Here is a 22102-nt window from a genome sequence, read left to right as displayed (position 1 = left end):
TTCCGTAGGCTGATAGTTCTATGTTTCATTCAGATGCAGATTCTTCATGACATTGATGATATGCTGATTTGCAAGCTTTTCTGCCAGATCTGCATCCTTTTCTCTGATCGCATTTAATATTTCGCGATGTTCTTCAATCGACTGCCGGGCGCGTGTCGGTGCTTCTACCGACATCGTCCTGGCCATCTGTACATATTTGTGAAAATCTTTTAATACATGTTCCAGTATACGACTATCGGACGCTTCATACAAGATCTTATGGAACTTCCCATCCATCTCTGACACCTGTTCCGCCTGTCCATTCTTTTTTTTGTGCAAATGATATTCCGACAGGAGTATGATCTCCTCCAGTTCTTCTATCTGCTCATCTGTAATGTTTTTCGTAGCCCATCTTGCACATAATCCCTCCAGCTGGGAACGAATCTTATAGATATCTTCCACATCTTTTGCGGTAATTCCTGTTACGTAGGCTCCTTTATTCGGGATGATCGTAACAAGTCCTTCCAGCTCAAGCTGCCTGAGTGCTTCCCTGACCGGAGTCCTGCTCACTCCAAGCTCTTCTCCGATCGTAATCTCTCTTAATTCTTCGTGTTCCTGATAAACTCCATTTAAAATATCTTCTCTTAATCGTTGAAAAACCTTTCCCCGTAAAGATCCATCACGATATTCCTCCATATTTTCACCTCTATCTGACCAGACTGATTCCGAGCTTCTTACAATTTTCTTCAATCACCTGTAATAGTTCTTCGTCTGTCAAAACGGTAACTCGTCCATCTTCATATTCATGATCTACCCAGTCTTTTACACGACATACAAGTTCTGAGTTCTTATCCACCTGTTTTTCTTCCGGAAGACTGAAGTAGGAATTGATCCAGTGTGCGATCCCTGCCAGCCCTGAAGTATTGGATACTGCCACTAGCGGCGGACGATTCAGAAACTTTCCTGTATCAAAGATATTGTAGATTTCTTCATTTTTCAGCAGTCCATCTGCGTGTATTCCCGCTCTTGTAACATTAAAGTTCTTACCGACAAACGGAGTCCTTGACGGGATCTCATAGCCAATCTCTTTTTCATAATATTCTGACAGTTCCGTGATCACGCGTGTATCCATGCCATCCAGCGTACCGCGAAGCTGTGCATACTCAAATACCATTGCCTCCAACGGAGTATTGCCGGTGCGCTCTCCGATTCCGAAAATGGAACAATTCACACCGCTTGCTCCATACAGCCACGCAGTTGAAGAGTTGCTTACTGCCTTATAAAAATCATTGTGTCCGTGGAATTCAATCAATTCGCTTGGTACTCCTGCATGTACCCGGATTCCGTAGATGATTCCCGGAATGGATCTCGGTATCACTGCACCCGGATAATTCACGCCATAGCCCATTGTATCACATACTCGTACTTTCACAGGAATCTTATATTCGTCCATCAGTCTCATCAGTTCCAGACAGAACGGAATCACAAATCCATAGATATCGGATCTGGTAATATCTTCCAGGTGGCATCTTGGACTGATTCCAGTCTCGAGACACTCTCTGACAATAGACAGATAGTGTTCCATTGCCTGACGGCGCGTCATTTTTAATTTATAAAAAATATGATAATCCGAACAGCTGACCAGCACACCCGTTTCCTTCATTCCAATCTCTTTTACCAGATCAAAATCTTTTTTACTTGCCCGGATCCAGCTTGTAATCTCTGGAAATTTATAGTCCTTTTCCATACATCTGTATACTGCATCCCGGTCTTTTTTACTATACAGGAAAAATTCACACTGGCGGATCTTTCCGTTTGGGCCTCCAAGGCGATGGAAATAATCATATATTTTTACAATCTGTTCCGTACTGTAAGGTGCCCGTGACTGCTGACCATCGCGGAATGTCGTATCCGTGATCCATATTTCATCCGGCATGTGATGCGGCACAATTCGATCATTAAATGCAATTTTCGGAATCTCATCGTAATGAAAAAGATTCCTGAATACGTTTGGTGTATCCACATCAACCAATGGATACATATGCTCCTCCAGCTGCAATAAATTTGTATGCTCATTCAGATATACTTTTCTATTATCCATTTTACTCGCTCACTTTCCAATATTTTAGTAAGATAAAGCACTAAACTAAACATGTATAATTGTATACAATTATACATTCAGTGTCAACAAGTTTTTTACAGAAAATAGAAACAGGCCATGACTTTCATAATACTCAATGAAAATCATGACCCCTTTGTCAATTTATTTTTAATACAGTTTTGCACCGATTTCTCTCGGACGGAATCCTCCCTCTTCCAGTGCATTTAAAATCTGATGCTTGTGATCCGTGCCAAATGCCTCCATTGTAATACGAAGCTCCACTGCGGCATTACGATTGGTGCTGACAAACTGGTTATGTTCAAGTTTAATAACATTGCCATTTGCATTTGCAATCGTTGTTGCTACACGTACAAGCTCACCTGCTTTATCCGGAAGAAGTACGGATACAGAAAAGATACGGTCTCTCTGGATCAGTCCATGCTGTACAATCGATGACATCGTGATGACATCCATATTTCCGCCGCTTAATATAGCGACTGCCTTTTTTCCTTTCAGATCCATCTGTTTCAAAGCGGCAACCGTAAGAAGACCGGAATTTTCAACGATCATCTTATGATTCTCCACCATATCCAGGAATGCACCGATCAGTTCATCATCCTCTACCGTAAGAATCTGGTCAATGTTCTCCTGTGCGTACGGAAAGATCTTTTCTCCAACACGTTTTACGGCTGTGCCATCTGCAATCGTATTAGCACTTTCCAGCGTAACCGGCTCTCCCATCTGAAGAGCTGCTGTCATACTCGCTGCAGAAGCCGGTTCTACCCCGATAACTTTAATCTTTGGATTCAGCATCTTGGCAAGTGTAGATACACCCGTTACCAGTCCACCGCCTCCAACCGGTACAAATATATAGTCTACAGTAGGAAGCTCCTGTACAATCTCCATTGCGATCGTTCCCTGTCCTGTCGCAATATCCAGATCGTCGAACGGATGAACAAAGGTACACCCTCTTTCTTCCGCAAGCTTTTGTGCATATGCGCAGGCGTCATCATAGACGTCTCCATGAAGAATAACCTCTGCTCCATAATTCTTCGTACGATTCACTTTAATAAGCGGAGTAACCGTTGGCATAACGATCGTTGCCTTACACCCGAATTTCTGCGCAGCGTATGCAACACCTTGTGCATGGTTTCCTGCAGAAGCCGCGATGAGTCCCTTTTCTCGCTCTTCCTCTGTCATTGTACTGATCTTATAATAGGATCCTCTTACTTTATATGCTCCTGTATACTGCATATTTTCCGGTTTCAGATAGATCTTGCCGCCGGTCTGCTGGCTCAGATATTCACTGTATACCAGCTTGGTCGGAAGTGTAACGTTTTTCACCATTTCACTTGCCTGTTCAAACTTTTCTAATGTCAACATCCTTCATATCTCCTCTTCTCGTATCATATGCCATTTTATTCCACGTTGAATAATGCATTTACAAAAGTATCCGAATCAAACTTCTGCAGGTCATCAATGGTCTCTCCAACACCGATATATTTTACCGGAATTTCAAGTTCTGCCTGTATTGCGACAGCAATGCCTCCTTTGGCGGTTCCATCCATCTTAGTCAGAACAATTCCGGTAATATCTGCCACTTCGTTAAATTCTTTCGCCTGCTGAAGTGCATTCTGTCCCGTAGTTGCATCAAGAACCACCAACGTTTCCCGATGTGCATCCGGATATTCTCTGTCAATAATCCGATTCATCTTCTTAAGTTCTTCCATCAGATTCTTTTTATTGTGCAGTCTTCCGGCAGTATCAATCAGGAGAACATCCGCATGCTTTGCTTTTGCGGATGCCACTGCATCAAATACCACGGAAGCCGGATCAGATCCCTCCTGACCTCCGATCAGATCAGCCTGTGCACGATGAGCCCATTCCTTCAGCTGTTCTCCTGCAGCCGCACGGAAAGTATCTGCAGCTGCAAGAACTACCTTCTTTCCCTGGGCACGAAGTTTGCCTGCAAGTTTGCCGATCGTCGTTGTCTTTCCAACACCGTTGACACCGATCACCATAACCACAGATGTCTTCTCCTCAAATTCATATGCTGCTTCACCGACATCCATCTGTTCTTTGATACTTTCAATTAAGATTTCTCTGCATTGAACTGGTTCTTTGATATGCTGCTCTTTTACCTTTGCCTTCAGATCTTCCAGAATATCGTCAGTTGCCTGTACTCCCAGATCTCCCATAATCAGAACTTCTTCCAGTTCTTCATAAAAATCATCATCGATCTGTGAAAATCCATGAAAGATACTGTCCATTCCGGAAACAATATTGTCTCTTGTCTTACTGAGTCCTGATACAAGTTTCCTAAAAAATCCTATCTTTTCTTTTTGTTCTTCTGCCATGACACCCTCCTATTGTTCCAGTTCATTTTCCAGAAGACTTACAGATACCAGCGTTGAAACGCCTTTCTCCTGCATAGTAATACCATACAGTCTGTCTGCCGCGGTCATTGTACCACGCCTGTGTGTAATCACAATAAACTGTGTATTTTTCGTCAGCTTATGCAGATACTGTGCAAATCTGACTACATTATTATCGTCCAGTGCAGCCTCAATCTCATCCAGAAGACAGAATGGCGATGGCTTCTGATTCTGAATTGCAAATAATAAGGCAATCGCCGTAAGGGCTTTCTCGCCTCCTGAGAGCTGCATCATATTCTGAAGCTTCTTTCCCGGCGGCTGTGCAATAATCCGGATTCCCGCATCCAGAACATCCTCGTCTTCCATCAGTTCCAGTGTTCCCTTGCCACCACCGAATAATTCTTTAAATACTGCATCAAACTCTTCTGCAATCATTGCAAACTGCTCTTTAAACTGTTTGCGCATGGCTTCGTCAAGTTCTGCAATAATCTGTTCCAGTGTTGCCTCTGCCTCTACCAGATCGTCATGCTGATTTTTCAGAAATTCATAGCGTTCAGAAACCTGTTTATATTCTTCGATTGCATTCACATTGACATTTCCCAGAGAACGTATTTCCGACTTCAGCTCCTGAATACGTTTTTTCATTTTGGCAAGATCTGTCAGATTCATATCTCTTAGCTCTTTTGCATGATTGTAGGTGATCTCATATTCTTCCCACATATAATTGATCTGCTTTTCAGCGGCCTCTTCATATCCCGCCTTCTGACTTTCCAGACGATAAACTTCCTTATCGAGATCTGCCATGTGCTTTGCAAGATCCTCTCTCTTTTGCAGGAATACTTTATGCTGATTATTCAGTTCTTCACGCTGCCTCCTGGATTTGTCGATCTCTTTCTGAATCTCATCAAACAGATCCTTGGAATCCTCTATGGTCTGTCTCAGTTCAGCGATCTGTGCTTCTTTTTCTTCGATTTCTCTGGAAGTATCACTTTTATTTTCTTCCAGCTTTGCAAGCTCTGCATGAAACTTTTCATTTTCTTCACGAATACGAGTTATATTTTCTACTACGAAATTTAATTTTTGTTCCAGATTTGCATAGATCAGATGAATCTCTTCTGCCGCTTTTATGCGTTTTGTTTCTTCCTCATGCTCTGCATCCAACAATTTCTGCTCATCTTGAATCTTTTTCGTCAGTTCCTTCTCAAGACTTTCCGAAGTATCCAGTTCTACATTGATCGATTCCTGATTATCCATGATATCGGCAATCTGCGCAATCAGCTTTTCATCTTCTTCTTTCAGATTCCGCTCTGTATCTTTTGCATTTCTGATTCTGGATTCCGCCTGATCCGCATTCATTTTTGCCGTGTTCTGAATCACATATGCCTTCTGTAATTCACTGCTGATTCCATCTATCTTTTCATAATACCCGGCACGCTCTTTCCGAAGTTTCTCTGTGGAAACTTCCATCTCATCCATTTCCTGCTTCAGCTTACGGACTGTTTTTTCAAACTCCTCAATCTCCCGCCGCCTGCTCAAAAGATTACTGGTATTTTTAAATGCTCCTCCTGTCATGGAACCACCCGGGTTAATCAGCTCACCTTCCAGCGTTACAATCCGGATCGTCTGATGATATTTTCTTGCAATTGCGGTTCCATGATCAATATGATCCACCACCAGCGTACGACCAAGAAGATAATCCGCAAGAATCTGATACCTTTCTTCGACCTTTACCAGCTGATTGGCAGCTCCGATCACTCCTGTCTCTTTCAAAGCTTCCGGATGACTGATTCCTGCATTCGCTCTGATGGATGTCAGCGGAAGGAATGTCGCACGTCCATGTTTATTCTTCTTCAGAAACTGAATCATCCGTTTTGCAGTTTCTTCATCCGCGGTTACAATATTTTGTATATTTCCGCCCAAAGCGGTCTCAACTGCAATCTCATACTCTTTGGAGACCTTTATAATATCAGCAACAACACCCAGGAGACCTTTTTCTCGGTCTCTGTTATCCATGACCTTACGTATACTGTTCCCATATCCGTCATATCGCTCGGTGATGTTTTTCAGAGAATCCAGTCTGGACTGCTCCCTGTGATATGCCGTCTGTCCCAGACGGAACTGTTCTGTCTGTTTTGATATGATCTCCTGCAGTTTCTTTATCTTTTCTTCATACTGTGTATTCTGTTCTGCTAATGCGATGATTCTGCAGGATATTTCTTTTAATTCCTGACGATATCTTGTCAGTTCTGCATTCTCTTTGTCTGCATCACTTTCAGTTTCGATGATCTGACGGCTGATCTGCGCCCGACGAACCTGAATCTGTTCCAGCATGGTATCATATTTCTGAATCTTTGCCTTGGTAGAAGCCCGATTATTCAGAATTTCCATGATGTCATTCTTTTTCTGATCAACAGAATCTGTAACACCTGCAATCCTTGTCTGAACATCAATCAACGCTTCCCTCGCCAGATTCTCTTTCTGAAGATGTTCTTCCATCTTCCGGCGGATTGTTCTCTGTTCGCCCTGCAGGTTATCGAGCTGACCTTCCCTCACACGTATCTCAGAATCAATGGTCCTTGCACGCTGGTCATAATGTTCATCATTCATACGGGAACTGTGAATCTGCTCTTTTAGAAGTTCAATCTGATTCTGAAGCTGTTGTTTTAATATCGTGGTTTCGTTGAGTTGACTTTTGGACTTTTCGATCAGTGCATCAATACTGTCAACTTGTTCTTCAATTGCCTCATATTCGGCTTTCATATCATCATATTGGCAACTGGTATCCGCCAGTTCCTGCCTGGTGATGTTCAGCTTCTCTTCTGCACTTCGGATCTGATCCTGAATTCTTTCTGTTTCCAGAAGGAACATGTTGATATCGTAAGTTTTCAGCTGTTCCTTTTTCTTTAAGTATTCTTTTGCGGTCTCCGCCTGTTTCTCCAATGGACCAACCTGTTTCTCAAGTTCCGCCAGAATATCATTCACTCGAAGAAGATTCTGTCTTTCTTCTTCCAACTTTTTCACAGACATACTCTTCCGCCGCTTAAACTTTACAATTCCGGCCGCCTCATCAAATAACTCTCTGCGTTCTTCTGGTTTACCACTTAAGATCTTATCGATCTGTCCCTGCCCGATGATCGAGTATCCTTCTTTTCCGATTCCCGTATCATAAAACAGCTCATTCACATCTTTTAATCTGCAGGGGCTTCCATTGATCAGATACTCACTCTCCCCTGAACGATAGAGTTTTCTTGCTACCGTTACTTCCTCATATTCAATAGGAAGTTTGTGATCCGAATTATCCAGTGTAATCGCAACAGAGGCATAGCTTAGAGGTTTGCGATTCTCTGTTCCCGAAAATATGACATCCTGCATGGTGCCGCCTCTCAGCTGTTTTATTCTCTGTTCTCCCAGAACCCATCTAACTGCATCAGCAACATTGCTTTTCCCGCTTCCGTTGGGTCCTACAATCCCGGTAATTCCATTGTGAAAGTCAAACTTGATCTTATGGGCAAATGATTTAAATCCCTGCACTTCTATGCTTTTTAAATACATTCTTCACCTACTTTATATTCTGTGCATGCAGTTTCAAGATGCTCTGATAAGCCGCATCCTGTTCTGCCGCCTTTTTTGTACGACCGGTACCGACTCCATATTCCGTCTCTCCGATAAATAATGCCACCTGAAAAGACTTATTATGATCCGGACCTTCTTCTCCAATCAAATGATAAGAGATGGTATCTTTAAAATTCGCCTGAACAATCTCCTGCAAGATAGTCTTGCTATCATAAAAGAGCTTTTTATTTTCCAGATCCTGAAGTATAAATCGATGAATAAACTCTTTTGCACTAGCAAAACCACCGTCAATATATATCGCTCCGATCAATGCTTCCATTGCATCTGATGTGATGGATTCTCTCTTTCGTCCTCCGGTTGCCTCTTCCCCTTTTCCCAGGAAAAGATATCTGCCCAGTTCAATATCCCGGGCACAAAAAGCCAATGCCGGCTCGCATACCATGCTTGCCCGCGTTTTTGTAAGCTCTCCTTCCGGCATCTTATGATCATGATAAAATAAAAATTCACTGGATACCAATTCCAGCACAGCATCTCCCAGAAATTCCAGACGTTCATTGCACTCATACTTAGGAAGATGCATCTCATTTGCATAAGAACTGTGTATCATCGCTTTTTTGAGTAATTGAAAATCCTGAAATTTATATCCGATATTTTTTTCTAATATTCTTAAGTCTCTTCCCATACCATGCACCATCTACATGTTCTTGCCTTTCTTATGCGATCAGAAAAGCGAAAAAGCCCAACCGGGCTCTTTCGTTCTTCTTTGTATTTTGCCTAGTTATTTGTTGCGTTCTTGATCTGTTCAACAGCATCTCCCACTGTTGCAATATTTTCTGCATCGTCATTATCAATTTCAATATCAAATGTTTCTTCTATTCCCATTATAATCTGGAAGATGTCCAGAGAGTCAGCTCCCAGATCATCCACAAATGTTGTGTCCTCTGTAATATCATCTGCATCCACATTCAATACATCTGCAATGATTTCCTTTAATTTTTCCAGTTCCATAACCCGTTCTCCTTTTCTAATAGTTAGTAATGTATTATTCAGCAGCTTTTACTTCTGCTTGAATACTCTCTCTGATTTTTTCATTGATTTTCTGTTTTTTGAATGTCACACACTGAATCAGCGTATTTGTCACTTCTTTTGCTTTTGCGCTTCCGTGTGTCTTTACGACCAGACCGTTCAGACCAAGCAGCGGTGCGCCGCCATATTCGCTTGCATCAAATGACTTCAAAGTAGACCGAAGTGCCGGTTTGATCAAAAGTGCTCCGATCTTACTGCGCAGACTGGTCATCAATCCTGATTTCACCTTGCTGATCAATACAGATCCAACACCTTCATATAACTTCAGAATGATGTTTCCGGCAAACGCTTCACAGACTACAACATCTGCCTGACCATGCGGAATCTCTCTTGCCTCTACACTTCCGATAAAGTTGATATCTTTTGCTTCCTTCAGAAGTGGAAACGTCTCTTTTACCAGTGCGTTACCCTTTTCTTCTTCTGCCCCGATATTGACAATTCCAACCTTTGGATTCTGAACACCGAGCACATGTTCCATATATATGGATCCCATCTTGGCAAACTGTACCAGATGCGACGGTCTTGCATCTACGTTGGCTCCGCAGTCAATCAAAAGGCTGACTCCTTTTTCAGTAGGGATCAGCGGTGCAAGTGGTGGTCTCTCCACACCTTTGATTCTGCCGACGATGACCTGACCGCCTACCAGAATTGCTCCGGAACTTCCTGCAGATACAAATGCATCCGCCCTTCCTTCTTTTACCATCTTCATTCCAACTACAATTGATGAATCCTTCTTTTTTCGGATGGCATTCACCGGAGGCTCCGCAGTTTCGATCACTTCCGTTGCATTCACCACTTCTATTCTTTCTTTATCATAAGTATATTGGCTCAATTCTGCATTTACTACTTCTTCTTTGCCAATCAAAAATACTTTGATATCTTTTTCGCGGCCAAGTGCATCGATCGCGCCCTTTATCATTTCGCCCGGGGCGTTGTCTCCGCCCATGGCATCCAATGCTATTTTTGTAATTTCTGACATTTTAACTCCTCCTAGCATTACTAGGTTCATTCTACTAGACATCTTCTCAAAAATCAATATCTTTAAATAAAATAAGACCTGCCAACATTCGGCAGGCCTTACTTTCAATTCATTTTCATAATTAGTCCTGTGGGATGATTTCTTTTTTGTTGTAAGAACCGCAGGCTTTGCAAACTCTGTGAGGCATCATTAATTCACCACATTTGCTGCATTTTACCAGGTTTGGTGCGCTCATTTTCCAGTTTGCTCTTCTTTTGTCTCTTCTTGCTTTTGAAGATTTATTCTTTGGACAAATTGACATAGGTTACACCTCCTTAAAATTCTTAAATACATCGCGGATAACTGACATTCTAGGGTCGAGCCCCGTATCTTCACAATTACAGGTACCTTCATTCAGGTTCTGACCACATACGTTGCAAATACCTCTACAGTCATCGCTGCATAGAATCTTCGTCGGCCACCCTACCAATAACTCGTTGTAGATCAACTGCTCTACGTCTAAGCTATATCCGTCAATATAGTTATTCTCGTCTAATTCATCTGCCTGTTCCAAAGCTTCCGGATCTGTACTTACTTCATGATCAAATATCATCGGAACCACTACTTCTACGTCCGTCAGACATCTGTCGCATGGTGCAACGGCTGTAATCTCAGCCTGTCCACAGACTTTCAGTTTTTTCTCTCCTGCATATTCAATCTTAATAGCAAGCGGTGTCTTTTTGATAATATCAAAGCTTCCCATCTCTGAACGAAACCTCGTCATTTCAACAGGAACAGACTCCTCGATCGCTTTATGCTGTTCAGACAGAACGTCGGATAGGTTTAATATCATATCTAATTACTCCTATTCACACACTAGACTATTATATCACATATTATGATCTTGTCAACAAAAATCTTCTAAACTAATGCAACTGTTTCGCGTGCAATTGCTAATTCCTCATTTGTAGGAATTACCATTACAGTTACCTTGGAATCCGGAGTAGAGATGGTAATTTCTTCTCCACGAACGCCATTCGCTTCTTTGTTCAGTTCGATACCCAGATATCCAAGATATGCTACTACTTTCTCGCGAACATTTCCGGCATTCTCACCGATACCTGCTGTAAATGCAATCACATCTACACCGTTCATTGCTGCTACATAGCTTCCTACGTATTTTGCAACACGGTAGCAGAATACATCAAGAGCAATTGCTGCTTCTTTGTTTCCTTCTGTTGCAGCCGCATCCAGATCACGGAAATCACTGGATAAGTTATTGGAAAGTCCATACACACCGGATTTCTTGTTCAGCATTGTCATAAGACCTGCAATATCCAGATCCTCTTTCTTTGCAATGAATTCAAGAATTGCCGGGTCAATATCTCCGGAACGTGTTCCCATTACAAGTCCTTCCAGAGGAGTCAAGCCCATGGAAGTATCGATTGATTTTCCGTTTTCTACTGCACAGATACTTGCACCATTTCCAAGGTGGCATACGATTGTTTTCAACTGATCATATGGCTTTCCGGCAAGTTCTGCAGCTCTCTTGGATACGAAGCTGTGGCTGGTTCCGTGGAACCCATAACGTCTTACTTTATACTTCTCATAGTATTCGTATGGAAGTCCGTACATATATGCTTTTTCAGGCATTGTCTGATGGAAAGCGGTATCAAATACAGCAACCATCGGTGTCCCCGGCATTAATTCCTGACATGCGTTGATACCGATCAGGTTTGCAGGATTGTGAAGTGGTGCAAGATCATTACACTCTTCAATTGCCTTCTTGACTTCATCTGTAATTACTACAGACTGTGCAAACTTTTCTCCGCCATGTACAACACGATGTCCAACTGCACCAATCTCATCCAGACTCTTAACAACACCAGTCTCTGCATCTGTCAATGCATCAATTACAAACTGGATTGCCTCTGTATGTGTCGGCATAGCTTTTTCAGATTTTACTTTTTCTCCGCCGGCCGGCTGATAAGTAAGACTTCCGTCAATTCCGATTCTTTCACAGAGACCTTTTGCCAGTACCTGTTCGGACTCAGAATTAATCAATTGAAACTTCAATGATGAACTTCCACAGTTAATTACTAATACATTCATTTTTGTTACCTCTCCATTATATGTTGTTTATGAACATGAAACTTATTCTTCTGTCATGCACTGAACAGCTGTAATTGCTACAACACCCTCGATATCTTTTGCGCTGCATCCACGGGACAGGTCATTGACAGGAGCTGCAATACCCTGTGTTAACGGGCCGTAAGCTTCTGCTTTTCCAAGTCTCTGTGCAAGTTTGTATCCGATATTTCCCGCATCCAGATCCGGGAATACAAGAACGTTTGCTTTTCCTGCCACCGGACTTCCAGGTGCCTTGGATGCTCCTACTTCCGGAACGATCGCTGCATCCAGCTGGAATTCTCCGTCCAGAAGAAGTCCTTCCGGTGCGTTTTCCTTTGCAATACGTGTTGCCTCAACTACTTTGTCTACGTCAGGATGCTTTGCACTTCCCTTTGTAGAGTGGGACAACATAGCTACGATTGGTTCTTTTCCGGTCAACAGTCTGAAAGACTCTGCAGATGAAAGTGCGATTGCAGCCAGTTTTTCAGGATCCGGATTCTGTTCCAGACCAGAATCTGCGAATACAAATGTTCCATCTGCTCCCATATCACAATCCGGTACAACAATTACGAAGAAAGCAGATACCAGTTTTGTACCCGGTTTTGTCTTCAGGATCTGTAAGCATGGTCTTAATGTGTCGGCTGTTGAGTGGCATGCTCCTGATACCATTCCGTCAGCGTCTTTCAGCTTAACCATCATAACACCATAATACAGGTAATTTGTAAGGAGAAGCTCTCTTGCCTGTTCTTCTGTCATACCTTTTTTCTGTCTTAATTCAACAAGTTTTGCGATGTATGCATCTGTCTTTTCATATGTTGCAGGATCTACGATTGTAGCGCCACTGATGTCAAAATCCCCTTTGTTCTTTGCAATCTCTTCTTCGCTTCCGATCAGAATCAGATTCGCAGTGCCTTCTTTTAATACAGCTTCTGCAGCTTCATAAGTTCTGATATCTTCTGTCTCCGGAAGAACGATTGTCTTTTTACAAGTCTTTGCTTTTGCCTTAATTTCATCTATAAATCCCATGATTGATAGACTCCTTTCCATATAATCTCAGTATTTTTATTATAATACAAAGAGACCTTGCAGACAAGGTCTCTTCTTGGAATCTTGTGTCTATTTTTGGATACAATTCCCGGTTAAAGCCGAAATACATAGCTAACAATTGCAAAGTACACACTGATCGTACTGATGTCCACCAGAGTCGATATCAGTGGTGTCGCCATGATTGCCGGATCAAGTCCTACCTTCTTTGCTATCAGAGGCAGTGTACAGCCAACTACCTTCGCAATGATAACGGTACATGCCATTGTCAGTCCGATGGTAAATGCCATTGTTGCATCTCCCTGTCCCATCAGAACAATACGAATTCCATTGACTACAGAAAGAATCATGCTGATACATACTGCAATCCGGACTTCTTTCCAGATCACTTTAAACAGATCCCGGAACTCGATCTCTCCGACTGCCAGCCCCCGAATAACCAGTGTAGAACTCTGGGAACCGCAGTTTCCTCCGGTACCGGTCAGCATCGGGACAAATCCGGCAAGCTGCGGCATAACCGCCAGAGCCGTTTCATAACTGTTCATGATCATCTGTGTAACCGTAGCTGACAACATCAGAAACAATAACCAGGGGAGACGGCTTTTTACATGTTCAAACACCGTCGTTCCGAAATACGATTCTTCATTCGGAGAAACACCGGCCATGATACTGATATCTTCCGTCGTCTCTTCCTGCAATACCTGCATGGCATCGTCAACCGTAACGATTCCGACCATACAGTTCTCATGATCTACAATCGGCAATGCAATCAGACCGTATTTGGTAATCGTTCTTGCCACGTCTTCCTGGTCATCCGTTGTATGTGCATACAGCAGATTCGTGTCCATAATCTCTTCGATCGTCTTGGATTCACCGGTTGTCAGCAGTTCCTTTACATCCACCTGGCCGATCAGATGCCTTTTTTCCGTGACATAACAGGTATAGATTGTCTCGCGGTTCAGACCCACCTGTCGGATCTTCAATATGGATTCCGCTACCGTCATCTCTTTGCGGAGTGCGATATAATCCACATTCATGACACTTCCGGCACTGTCTTCCGGATACTGCAACAGCTGATTAATCTGCACACGCTTCTCTACATCTGTTGCCATCAACAGACGATCCACAACATTCGCCGGCATCTCTTCCAATACGTCGACTGTATCGTCCAGATACATTTCTTCCATGACCTCTTCCAGCTCAGAGTCCGTCAGTGCATTAATCAGAAGTTCTCTCATATCGCTGTTCATATAGGTAAAGGTCTCTGCCGCTTCTTCTTTCGCCAGCAGACGGAACACCATTACCATATGTTTCTGATCAAATTCTTCCAGAATCTCAGCCAGATCGACCGGATACATGTTATTCTCCAGTTCTTCTTTCAGTTCTTTGTACTGCCGGGCATCGAGCATATCCATAATACGTTCTTCTGTCAGTTCTTCCCGTTCTTCCAGATAATCATACTCCTCTTCTTCCGGCGCACATTCAGAATCCATCACTTCTTCAATTTCTGACTTTTCCATGTGCTCTTCTTTTATATTCGTTTCTTTTTCCATAACATGTACCCCCTTTCCAATATTTCTATATTTTTTATCTGTTACCCTTTATTTGCATCCAGAATCCCTCTATAGTATAATCAATTTAAAAAAGATATACAAGAGGAGAATCTTATGAAAATAGTCGGCTTAATTACGGAATATAATCCGTTTCACAACGGACATTTATACCACATTGAGGAAGCACGCAGACTGACTGGTGCCGACAGCGTAATTGCAGTCATGAGCGGCAACTATGTCCAACGGGGTGCACCTGCAATACTACCCAAGCGTCTTCGCGCCTCAATGGCACTGCATATGGGGGTATCCGTCGTCATTGAGCTGCCTGTTGCATATGCGGCCGGAAGCGCAGAATACTTTGCCGAAGGAGCGGTCTCTATTCTTGATCAGTTAGGCTGTATTGATTCAATCTGCTTTGGAAGTGAATGTGGCGATATTGCCTTGTTAGAAGAACTTGCCGGACTCCTTGCTGAAGAACCGGACGATTATCGAAACTCTTTAAAAGAAGCCCTTCATCAGGGACATGCATATCCAAAAGCCAGACAGATGGCACTTGTGCAATGTCTGGGCGAATCATCCGGCCAGGTACTCGAAAAACCGAATAACATCCTTGGAATAGAATACCTGAAGGCACTGTATCGCCGAAACAGTAAGATCAGAGCATATACCATTGCCCGAAAAGATTCGAAGTATCACGACACAGAATTGACCGAATGTTTCAGTTCTGCTACCGCCATCCGCAAAGAACTGTTTTATGGCAGTTCCTGTGATGTTCTGACACAGATTCCACCCGTATGCAGCGACCTCATGCAGGAAAGTATCCAAAACCGGCAGTTTATCTGTGCGGATGATTTTTCACTTCTGCTAAAATATGCACTTTTACAGGAAACTCCGGAAACTTTATGTCGTTATCAGGATGTGTCTGAAGATCTTGCCAACCGCATCTGGAATAACCGCAACTACTTTCAGGCATTCGAACAATTTTGCGAACTCCTGAAAACCAAAGAACTGACATACAGTCGGATCAGCCGAAGCCTGCTTCACATTCTTCTTCGAATTACCAAAAACGATATTGTTACATTCAAAAAAAGCGGTGGCTGTCGATATGCCCGTATTCTTGGCTTTCGCAACGACAGCACCGCATCTCTCTCATATATAAAAAAACATTCTTCCATTCCTCTTCTGACAAAGCTTAAGCAATGCCAGGAATTAGATGAATATGCACTTCATATGCTGAAGCAGGATATCTTTGCTTCTGATCTGTATGAAAGTGTCAGAACAGACAGATATCAGATTCCTTTCTGCACCGAATATCAGCAGCAGATTCTGCGAATCTGAGATTCTAGTTCTTAAAACTGTGTATCGGAGCCGGAATTCTTCCCTTTCTGTTCACAAATGCGCTGCAGTCATACTCATTGACGGGTATGATTGGCGCATAGCCCAGAAGTCCTCCAAATTCAGCGGTATCCCCAACATCTTTTCCAATAACCGGGATCAGACGAACAGCCGTTGTCTTCTGATTGACCATACCGATTGCCATCTCGTCAGCAATGATTCCGGATATGGTTGATGCCTTTGTCTTTCCCGGAATTGCGATCATATCCAATCCGACAGAACATACACAAGTCATAGCTTCCAGCTTTTCAATCGTCAATGCTCCGATGTTGACGGCATCAATCATTCCCTGATCTTCACTGACGGGAATAAATGCTCCACTTAAGCCTCCAACATAGGAAGATGCCATAACACCGCCTTTCTTCACCTGATCATTCAACATCGCAAGTGCCGCCGTTGTCCCCGGCGCTCCCACACGCTCCAGGCCGATCTCTTCCAGAATCTCAGCCACACTGTCTCCGACTGCAGGAGTCGGCGCAAGCGACAGATCTACAATACCAAAAGGAATTCCCATACGTTTTGACGCCTCTCCGGCAACGAGCTGTCCAACTCTTGTTACTTTAAATGCCGTCTTTTTGATGGTTTCGCACAATTCTTCAAATCCTTTTCCTCTTACCTGCTCAATGGCATGCTTTACAACACCCGGCCCACTGACACCGACATTGATCACAGCATCTCCTTCGGTAACACCCAGAAATGCCCCTGCCATAAACGGATTATCGTCCGGCGCATTACAGAACACCACCAGTTTGGCACAACCAAGGGAATCATTGTCCCTGGTAGCTTCTGCAGTTGCTTTTATGATCTCTCCACACAGCCTTACAGCATCCATATTGATACCAGTTCTCGTGGAGCCCACATTCACAGAACTGCAAACTCGATCTGTACATGCCAGTGCCTCCGGGATAGATCGGATCAGATTTTCTTCACTCTTCGTCATAGCTTTGGACACAAGCGCAGAATAACCGCCAATAAAATTAACACCTACTTTTTTCGCGGCCTTATCGAGTGTCTGTGCAATTGTAATATAATCTTCCGGTTTCTTACATGCAGACCCTCCGATCAGAGAGATCGGGGTAATAGAAATTCGTTTATTGACAATCGGGATACCAAATTCTTTTTCGATCTGTTCTCCGGTAGCTACAAGATTCTCAGCCACCGTAGTAATTTTTTTGTAAATGTTTTCATTCAATTGATCCAAATTCGAATCAATGCAGTCGAGCAGACTAACTCCAAGGGTTATCGTTCTGACATCCAGGTTTTCCTGCTCGATCATCTGGTTTGTTTCATAGACTTCATATCTGTTAATCATACTGTACACCCGGCCTTTCTGGATTCATCCTGCTATAATCTATGCATTTTTTCAAAGATCTCTTCTCTTTGACAGTGGATGGTGACTCCGATAGAAATCCCGAGTACTTCCAGTTCCTTTGTAACAGTTACAATTTCTTTGTTTGCATCTGTAACATCAACGATAGCCATCATATTAAAGTAGCCACCGACGATGGTCTGTGAGATATCAAGAATATTGATATTCGTCTCTGCAAGATAAGTACATACCTTTGCAATAATACCTACGGTATCTTTTCCTACAACTGTAATTACGCATTTCTTCATAGCATGATCCTCCTGTCGCTGTCTGTGTTATTAAATTATAGTGTAATGATATCAGATATCTGATCTCTCTTAGCAACCATCATCGGGATATCATCTCCTCTGTAAGGATTGTCCCCGATGCTGACCTCCAGCTTTACTGTCTCATAAGCCAGTTCTTCATAATTATTCTCTTTGCTGAGATGTCCGAGCACTACATACTGCAGATCATCATGCAGAATATCACATAAAAGCTTCCCTGATGATTCATTGGAAAGATGCCCCTTATCCCCCATCACTCTTCGCTTCAGAGGATAAGGATAAGGTCCTACCTCCAGCATATGTATATCATGATTTGCCTCCAGCACAACTGCATTAAGATCACGCAGATTCTGCACGATATATGGATCGTATTTTCCAAGATCTGTCGCAACAGCAACTGCCTTTTTCTCATTTTCCACTCGATACCCGGAAGGTTCATTCGCATCATGGGATATTGCAAACGGTATAATATCAAGTGTTCCAATGGTAAATCTTTGATCTACATCCACTTCATGAAGCAATCCATCCGGAAGCTTTCCGAGTGATCTGCAGGCACGGATTCCTGCAATCGTACCTTTGGTCGCATAGATTGGAACCTGATACTTTCTGGAATATACTCCCAGTCCCTGAATATGATCAATATGTTCATGGGTAATCAGTATTCCATCTACGTCCTCTCCCTTGATTCCAAGCGTTGTCAGACCCTGATCAATCCTCTTCTTACTGATACCGGTATCCACCAGCAGATGGGTGTGATCATCTCCCACATAGATACAGTTTCCACTGCTTCCACTGGCAATGCTGCATAATCTCATATTATTCGTAATCTGCCTTTCTTATAAATCTGCAATAATCTTATCCAGCTGCATCTTCGTCTCTTCGAACACACCGCTGTTATCAATCACCCTGTCACAATGTCTCATGAACATATCTTTCGGGAGCTGAGCCGCAAACATCTCATCAATCTTTTTCGTCTCATACCCTCTTGCATATTTCAGCCTTTTCTTACGGATTGAATCTTCTACATAGATATACCATAGCTCATCACAGATCTCTTCATAATGATCTTCAATCAGAAGCGCTCCTTCAATAATCATAAGATTCGTATTCTTTCTTTCCTCTTTCGCGATCTTCTTCAGGATCTCTTCCTTGACCAGCGGATGAACGATACTGTTCAGCACCGATAATTCCACTTTGTCGGCAAATACGATCTCTGCAAGATCTGATCTGTTGAGTTCTCCTTTTGCATCCAGAATTCCATCACCGAAATGTTCTACAATTCTTTCAAAGCAATCTGTTCCCTTTTTCTGGAGCTTCTTTGCAACTTCATCTGCCTGGCAGACCGTTGCTCCGTATCTGTTGTTCAGATACTCCAGTATCTGTGTCTTTCCTGCTCCTACTCCACCTGTAATTCCAATAATTTTCATCCTTCACACCTCTTACTTTGCTTCGTACCAGTTATCTCCTGTATGCATATCTATTTCAAGCGGCACATCCAGATTCGCCGCATGCTCCATCTCTTCTTTCAGAATCTCCTGCACCCTGCCAAGCTCCGGCTTATATGCTTCAATCAATAGTTCATCATGAACCTGAAGAATCAGCCTTGACTTCATCTTCTGTTCCTTCAGCCGCCTGTTGACACGAACCATTGCAATCTTAATGATATCCGCTGCAGTTCCCTGTATCGGAGCATTCATCGCAACACGTTCTCCAAAAGACCGCTGCATAAAGTTACTGGAAGACAGTTCCGGAACTGGTCTACGTCTTCCAAACAATGTAACTACATACCCCGTTTCCTTCGCGTGCTTCACAGTATCATCCAGAAATATCTTAATTCCCGGATAAGTCTTAAAATAATCATCGATATATCTGGCAGCTTCTTTTCTGGTAATACTCAGATCCTGACTCAGTCCGAAGGAACTGATTCCATAGACAATTCCAAAATTCACCGCCTTGGCATTCCTTCTCTGCTGATCTGTTACCTCTTCAAACGGTACGTGGAACACCTGAGAAGCAGTGATTCTGTGAATGTCACTTTTTTCTTTATAAGCATCAATCAGATGACCGTCTCCCGAGCAGTGCGCCAGAACACGCAATTCAATCTGTGAATAATCCGCATCCACGAACACATACCCTTCTTCCGGAATAAATACTTTCCGGATCAGCCTTCCCAGTTCCATCCGTACCGGAATATTCTGCAGATTTGGTTCTGTACTGCTGATTCGCCCGGTCGCTGTGATCGTCTGGTTAAACTTACTGTGGATTCTTCCATCCTCTCCTATATAATTCGCAAGCCCATCTGCATACGTGGACTTCAGCTTTGTATACTGCCGATACTCCAGAATCTTTGCGACGATCGGATAATCCGGTGCAAGCTTGTCCAGCACATCTGCCGCTGTCGAATATCCTGTTTTTGTCTTCTTTCCACCCGGAAGCTTCATATGTTCAAAGAGAACCACTCCCAGCTGCTTTGGAGAATTAATGTTGAATATCTCTCCCGCTTCTTCATATATATCTTTCTCAAGTTCAACGATCTTGACCGCAAGCTGATCTCCATAGATCTTTAATGCCTCCGCCTCCACAAGGATACCGTTTTGTTCCATATCATACAAAGTGAATACCAGCGGCATCTCTATTTCTGTAAACAGACTCTCAAGTTGGAACTCTCTGAGTTTTTCAAGCAGCTTTTCGACGGACGCATAGATCGTGTACGCTTCATAACATACCCGTATTTCTTTCTCCAGCTTTTCATCTATCATCAGATTCAACTGTTCTCTGGCTACATCTTCATACGTATAATTACTCTTTAAAGGATTCAGAAGATATGCCGCCACAGCTGTATCAAAGCAGTTATCCTGCCTGTGAATCTGCACATATTCCATCGCTTGCTTCAGATCAAACATAGCAAAACGCTCTGTCTTCATTGCTACATCAGAAAGTTCGTCCAAAAGCCATCTCTGTTCAATGCCATTGCCCGTCCGGATGCAGTAAATCTCGCGTTCAGAAAAGCAGATTCCAATTCCTCCGATTCCGGCCTGATCAATAAAAAGTGGCAGTACATTACTGGTGTCTTTGAAGATACACGCACCTGTACATACTGATGTCCTGGCCTTTTCAAATACCTTTTGCGCCTCTTTCTGATCCGTGACTATCTGAAATGAATCTTCGATCTGGTTGGAAGGTGCAGTTACATCAAATCTTGACAGCAGATTTTTAAACTGCAGTTTCTGAAAATACGCATATGCTTCTTCTGTATAGATATTACCAAGTTTTGCCTCTTCCAGTTCATAAGCGAAATCCGCATCCACATTGATCGTTGCAAGTACCTTGCTCATCACCGCCATGTCCCAGTGTTCTTTGAGTGCCTTTGCAGCTCTTGGCGGTTTCAGTTCATCTACGTGTGCATATGCATCTTCTATTGAATGATATTCCGTAATAATCTTTGTTGCTGTTTTTTCACCAATGCTTGGGACACCCGGAATATTATCAGATGTATCACCCATCAGTGCCTTCAGATCGATAAATTCTGTCGGCGTCACCTGGTATCGCGCCTTTACGTCCGATGCATAATAGTCTTCCACTTCTGTCCGTCCCTGCTTTGTCTTCGGAATCCGGATCCTGACATGCTCTGTAGCAAGCTGCAGAAGATCCCTGTCTCCGGATATCACAGATACTTCCATTCCCTGATTCTCACATCTCTTTGAAAGCGTTCCGATCAGATCATCTGCTTCAAGTCCTGCTACTTCAATGATCTTAATTCCCATTGCCCTCAGAACTTCCTTGATCACCGGAACCTGCTGTCTTAATTCATCGGCCATTGGTTTTCGGGTGCCCTTATACTCCGCATACATCTCGTGCCGAAATGTCGGCGCATGTACATCAAAGGCCACCGTAAGATAATCCGGGGTCTCCTCTTCCAGAAGCTTGAACATAATCGTCAGAAATCCATATATAGCATTTGTGTGAAGACCATCCGCATTTGTGAGATCCGGCAAACCATAAAATGCACGGTTCAAAATGCTGTGACCATCGATCAAAACAATCTTACTTTTCATACTATTTCTCCATGATAAAAACAAATGTACTTTCTTACTATACACCAAATCTACATTTTTTAAAAGAAGAAAATTAAAAATCAAAAAAGGATGTCAACCATTTTTGAAAATGTCCCAAAATAATTGAAATATTTGCCCTGGATTTTTTCCGGGGCATTTTCTTTCATCAGCCGCTTGTTGATAAAACATCATGTGCGAGATTCCTGTCAAGGATGCTA

The 22102-nt window shown here is 42.9% G+C and carries 19 protein-coding genes; 1 reads left to right on the top strand and 18 read right to left on the bottom strand.

The features are described from left to right. Positions 1-18: 18 nt before the first annotated feature. From JQM82_RS01820 to mgtE, 13 genes are all read right to left on the bottom strand, one after another. A complete protein-coding gene (locus JQM82_RS01820) occupies positions 19-675 on the bottom strand; it encodes a GntR family transcriptional regulator (protein WP_235248220.1) in 657 nt (218 codons plus the stop codon). Positions 676-685: 10 nt separating this feature from the next. Continuing rightward, positions 686-2080 carry a 2-isopropylmalate synthase gene (locus JQM82_RS01815; RefSeq protein WP_235248219.1) on the bottom strand — a complete coding sequence of 465 codons (1395 nt, stop codon included), beginning with the start codon at positions 2078-2080 and terminating at the stop codon, positions 686-688. A gap of 168 nt (positions 2081-2248) precedes the next feature. Then, positions 2249-3463, bottom strand: coding sequence for a threonine ammonia-lyase (gene ilvA, locus JQM82_RS01810; protein WP_235248217.1), 1215 nt, complete (start codon positions 3461-3463; stop codon positions 2249-2251). A gap of 35 nt (positions 3464-3498) precedes the next feature. After that, positions 3499-4437 carry a signal recognition particle-docking protein FtsY gene (gene ftsY, locus JQM82_RS01805; RefSeq protein ID WP_235248216.1) on the bottom strand — a complete coding sequence of 313 codons (939 nt, stop codon included), beginning with the start codon at positions 4435-4437 and terminating at the stop codon, positions 3499-3501. A 9-nt stretch (positions 4438-4446) separates the two neighbouring features. Further along, complete coding sequence (gene smc / locus JQM82_RS01800; RefSeq protein WP_235248215.1) at positions 4447-8007, bottom strand: chromosome segregation protein SMC; 3561 nt, start codon at positions 8005-8007, stop codon at positions 4447-4449. Positions 8008-8014: 7 nt separating this feature from the next. Beyond that, positions 8015-8710: a ribonuclease III gene (rnc, locus tag JQM82_RS01795; RefSeq protein ID WP_235248214.1), complete on the bottom strand. Its 696-nt coding sequence runs from the start codon at positions 8708-8710 to the stop codon at positions 8015-8017. Positions 8711-8802: 92 nt separating this feature from the next. Further along, entirely contained in the window at positions 8803-9036 is a 234-nt protein-coding gene (gene acpP, locus JQM82_RS01790; protein ID WP_235248213.1) for an acyl carrier protein, read from the bottom strand. A 34-nt stretch (positions 9037-9070) separates the two neighbouring features. Beyond that, positions 9071-10093, bottom strand: coding sequence for a phosphate acyltransferase PlsX (gene plsX, locus JQM82_RS01785; RefSeq protein ID WP_235248212.1), 1023 nt, complete (start codon positions 10091-10093; stop codon positions 9071-9073). Positions 10094-10214: 121 nt separating this feature from the next. After that, positions 10215-10394, bottom strand: a complete 180-nt coding sequence (gene rpmF / locus JQM82_RS01780) for a 50S ribosomal protein L32 (RefSeq protein WP_004606185.1) — start codon at positions 10392-10394, stop codon at positions 10215-10217. A gap of 3 nt (positions 10395-10397) precedes the next feature. Then, complete coding sequence (locus JQM82_RS01775) at positions 10398-10925, bottom strand: YceD family protein (protein ID WP_235248211.1); 528 nt, start codon at positions 10923-10925, stop codon at positions 10398-10400. Positions 10926-10993: 68 nt separating this feature from the next. Beyond that, positions 10994-12184, bottom strand: a complete 1191-nt coding sequence (locus tag JQM82_RS01770) for an acetate kinase (protein ID WP_235248210.1) — start codon at positions 12182-12184, stop codon at positions 10994-10996. A 42-nt stretch (positions 12185-12226) separates the two neighbouring features. Next, the gene (gene pta, locus JQM82_RS01765; protein ID WP_235248209.1) at positions 12227-13228 is read right to left on the bottom strand and encodes a phosphate acetyltransferase; all 1002 of its coding nucleotides are present in this window, start codon (positions 13226-13228) and stop codon (positions 12227-12229) included. 113 nt (positions 13229-13341) lie between these two features. Beyond that, positions 13342-14679, bottom strand: a complete 1338-nt coding sequence (gene mgtE / locus JQM82_RS01760) for a magnesium transporter (protein ID WP_420370599.1) — start codon at positions 14677-14679, stop codon at positions 13342-13344. Between the two features lie 234 nt (positions 14680-14913). On the opposite strand from mgtE, the gene JQM82_RS01755 reads away from it, so the two are divergent. Further along, a complete protein-coding gene (locus JQM82_RS01755; RefSeq protein ID WP_235248208.1) occupies positions 14914-16137 on the top strand; it encodes a nucleotidyltransferase in 1224 nt (407 codons plus the stop codon). A gap of 4 nt (positions 16138-16141) precedes the next feature. On the opposite strand, the gene JQM82_RS01750 is transcribed toward JQM82_RS01755, so the two are convergent. From JQM82_RS01750 to polA, 5 genes are read right to left on the bottom strand one after another with little or no spacing between them, the layout of a single operon-like run. Then, the gene (locus JQM82_RS01750; protein WP_235248207.1) at positions 16142-17506 is read right to left on the bottom strand and encodes a PFL family protein; all 1365 of its coding nucleotides are present in this window, start codon (positions 17504-17506) and stop codon (positions 16142-16144) included. Positions 17507-17538: 32 nt separating this feature from the next. Further along, positions 17539-17811: an ACT domain-containing protein gene (locus JQM82_RS01745; RefSeq protein ID WP_235248206.1), complete on the bottom strand. Its 273-nt coding sequence runs from the start codon at positions 17809-17811 to the stop codon at positions 17539-17541. 35 nt (positions 17812-17846) lie between these two features. Next, complete coding sequence (locus tag JQM82_RS01740; RefSeq protein WP_235248205.1) at positions 17847-18644, bottom strand: MBL fold metallo-hydrolase; 798 nt, start codon at positions 18642-18644, stop codon at positions 17847-17849. 21 nt (positions 18645-18665) lie between these two features. Further along, a complete protein-coding gene (gene coaE / locus JQM82_RS01735) occupies positions 18666-19256 on the bottom strand; it encodes a dephospho-CoA kinase (protein ID WP_235248204.1) in 591 nt (196 codons plus the stop codon). 12 nt (positions 19257-19268) lie between these two features. Beyond that, positions 19269-21884: a DNA polymerase I gene (polA, locus tag JQM82_RS01730; RefSeq protein ID WP_235248202.1), complete on the bottom strand. Its 2616-nt coding sequence runs from the start codon at positions 21882-21884 to the stop codon at positions 19269-19271. Between the last annotated feature and the right edge of the window lie 218 nt (positions 21885-22102).

This window comes from Faecalicatena contorta (assembly GCF_021531995.1).
Taxonomy (GTDB): Bacteria; Bacillota; Clostridia; order Lachnospirales; family Lachnospiraceae; genus Dorea_A; species Dorea_A contorta_A.
The sequence above is the reverse complement of the archived record's forward strand: the minus strand, read 5'-3'. Positions and strand labels throughout refer to the sequence as shown.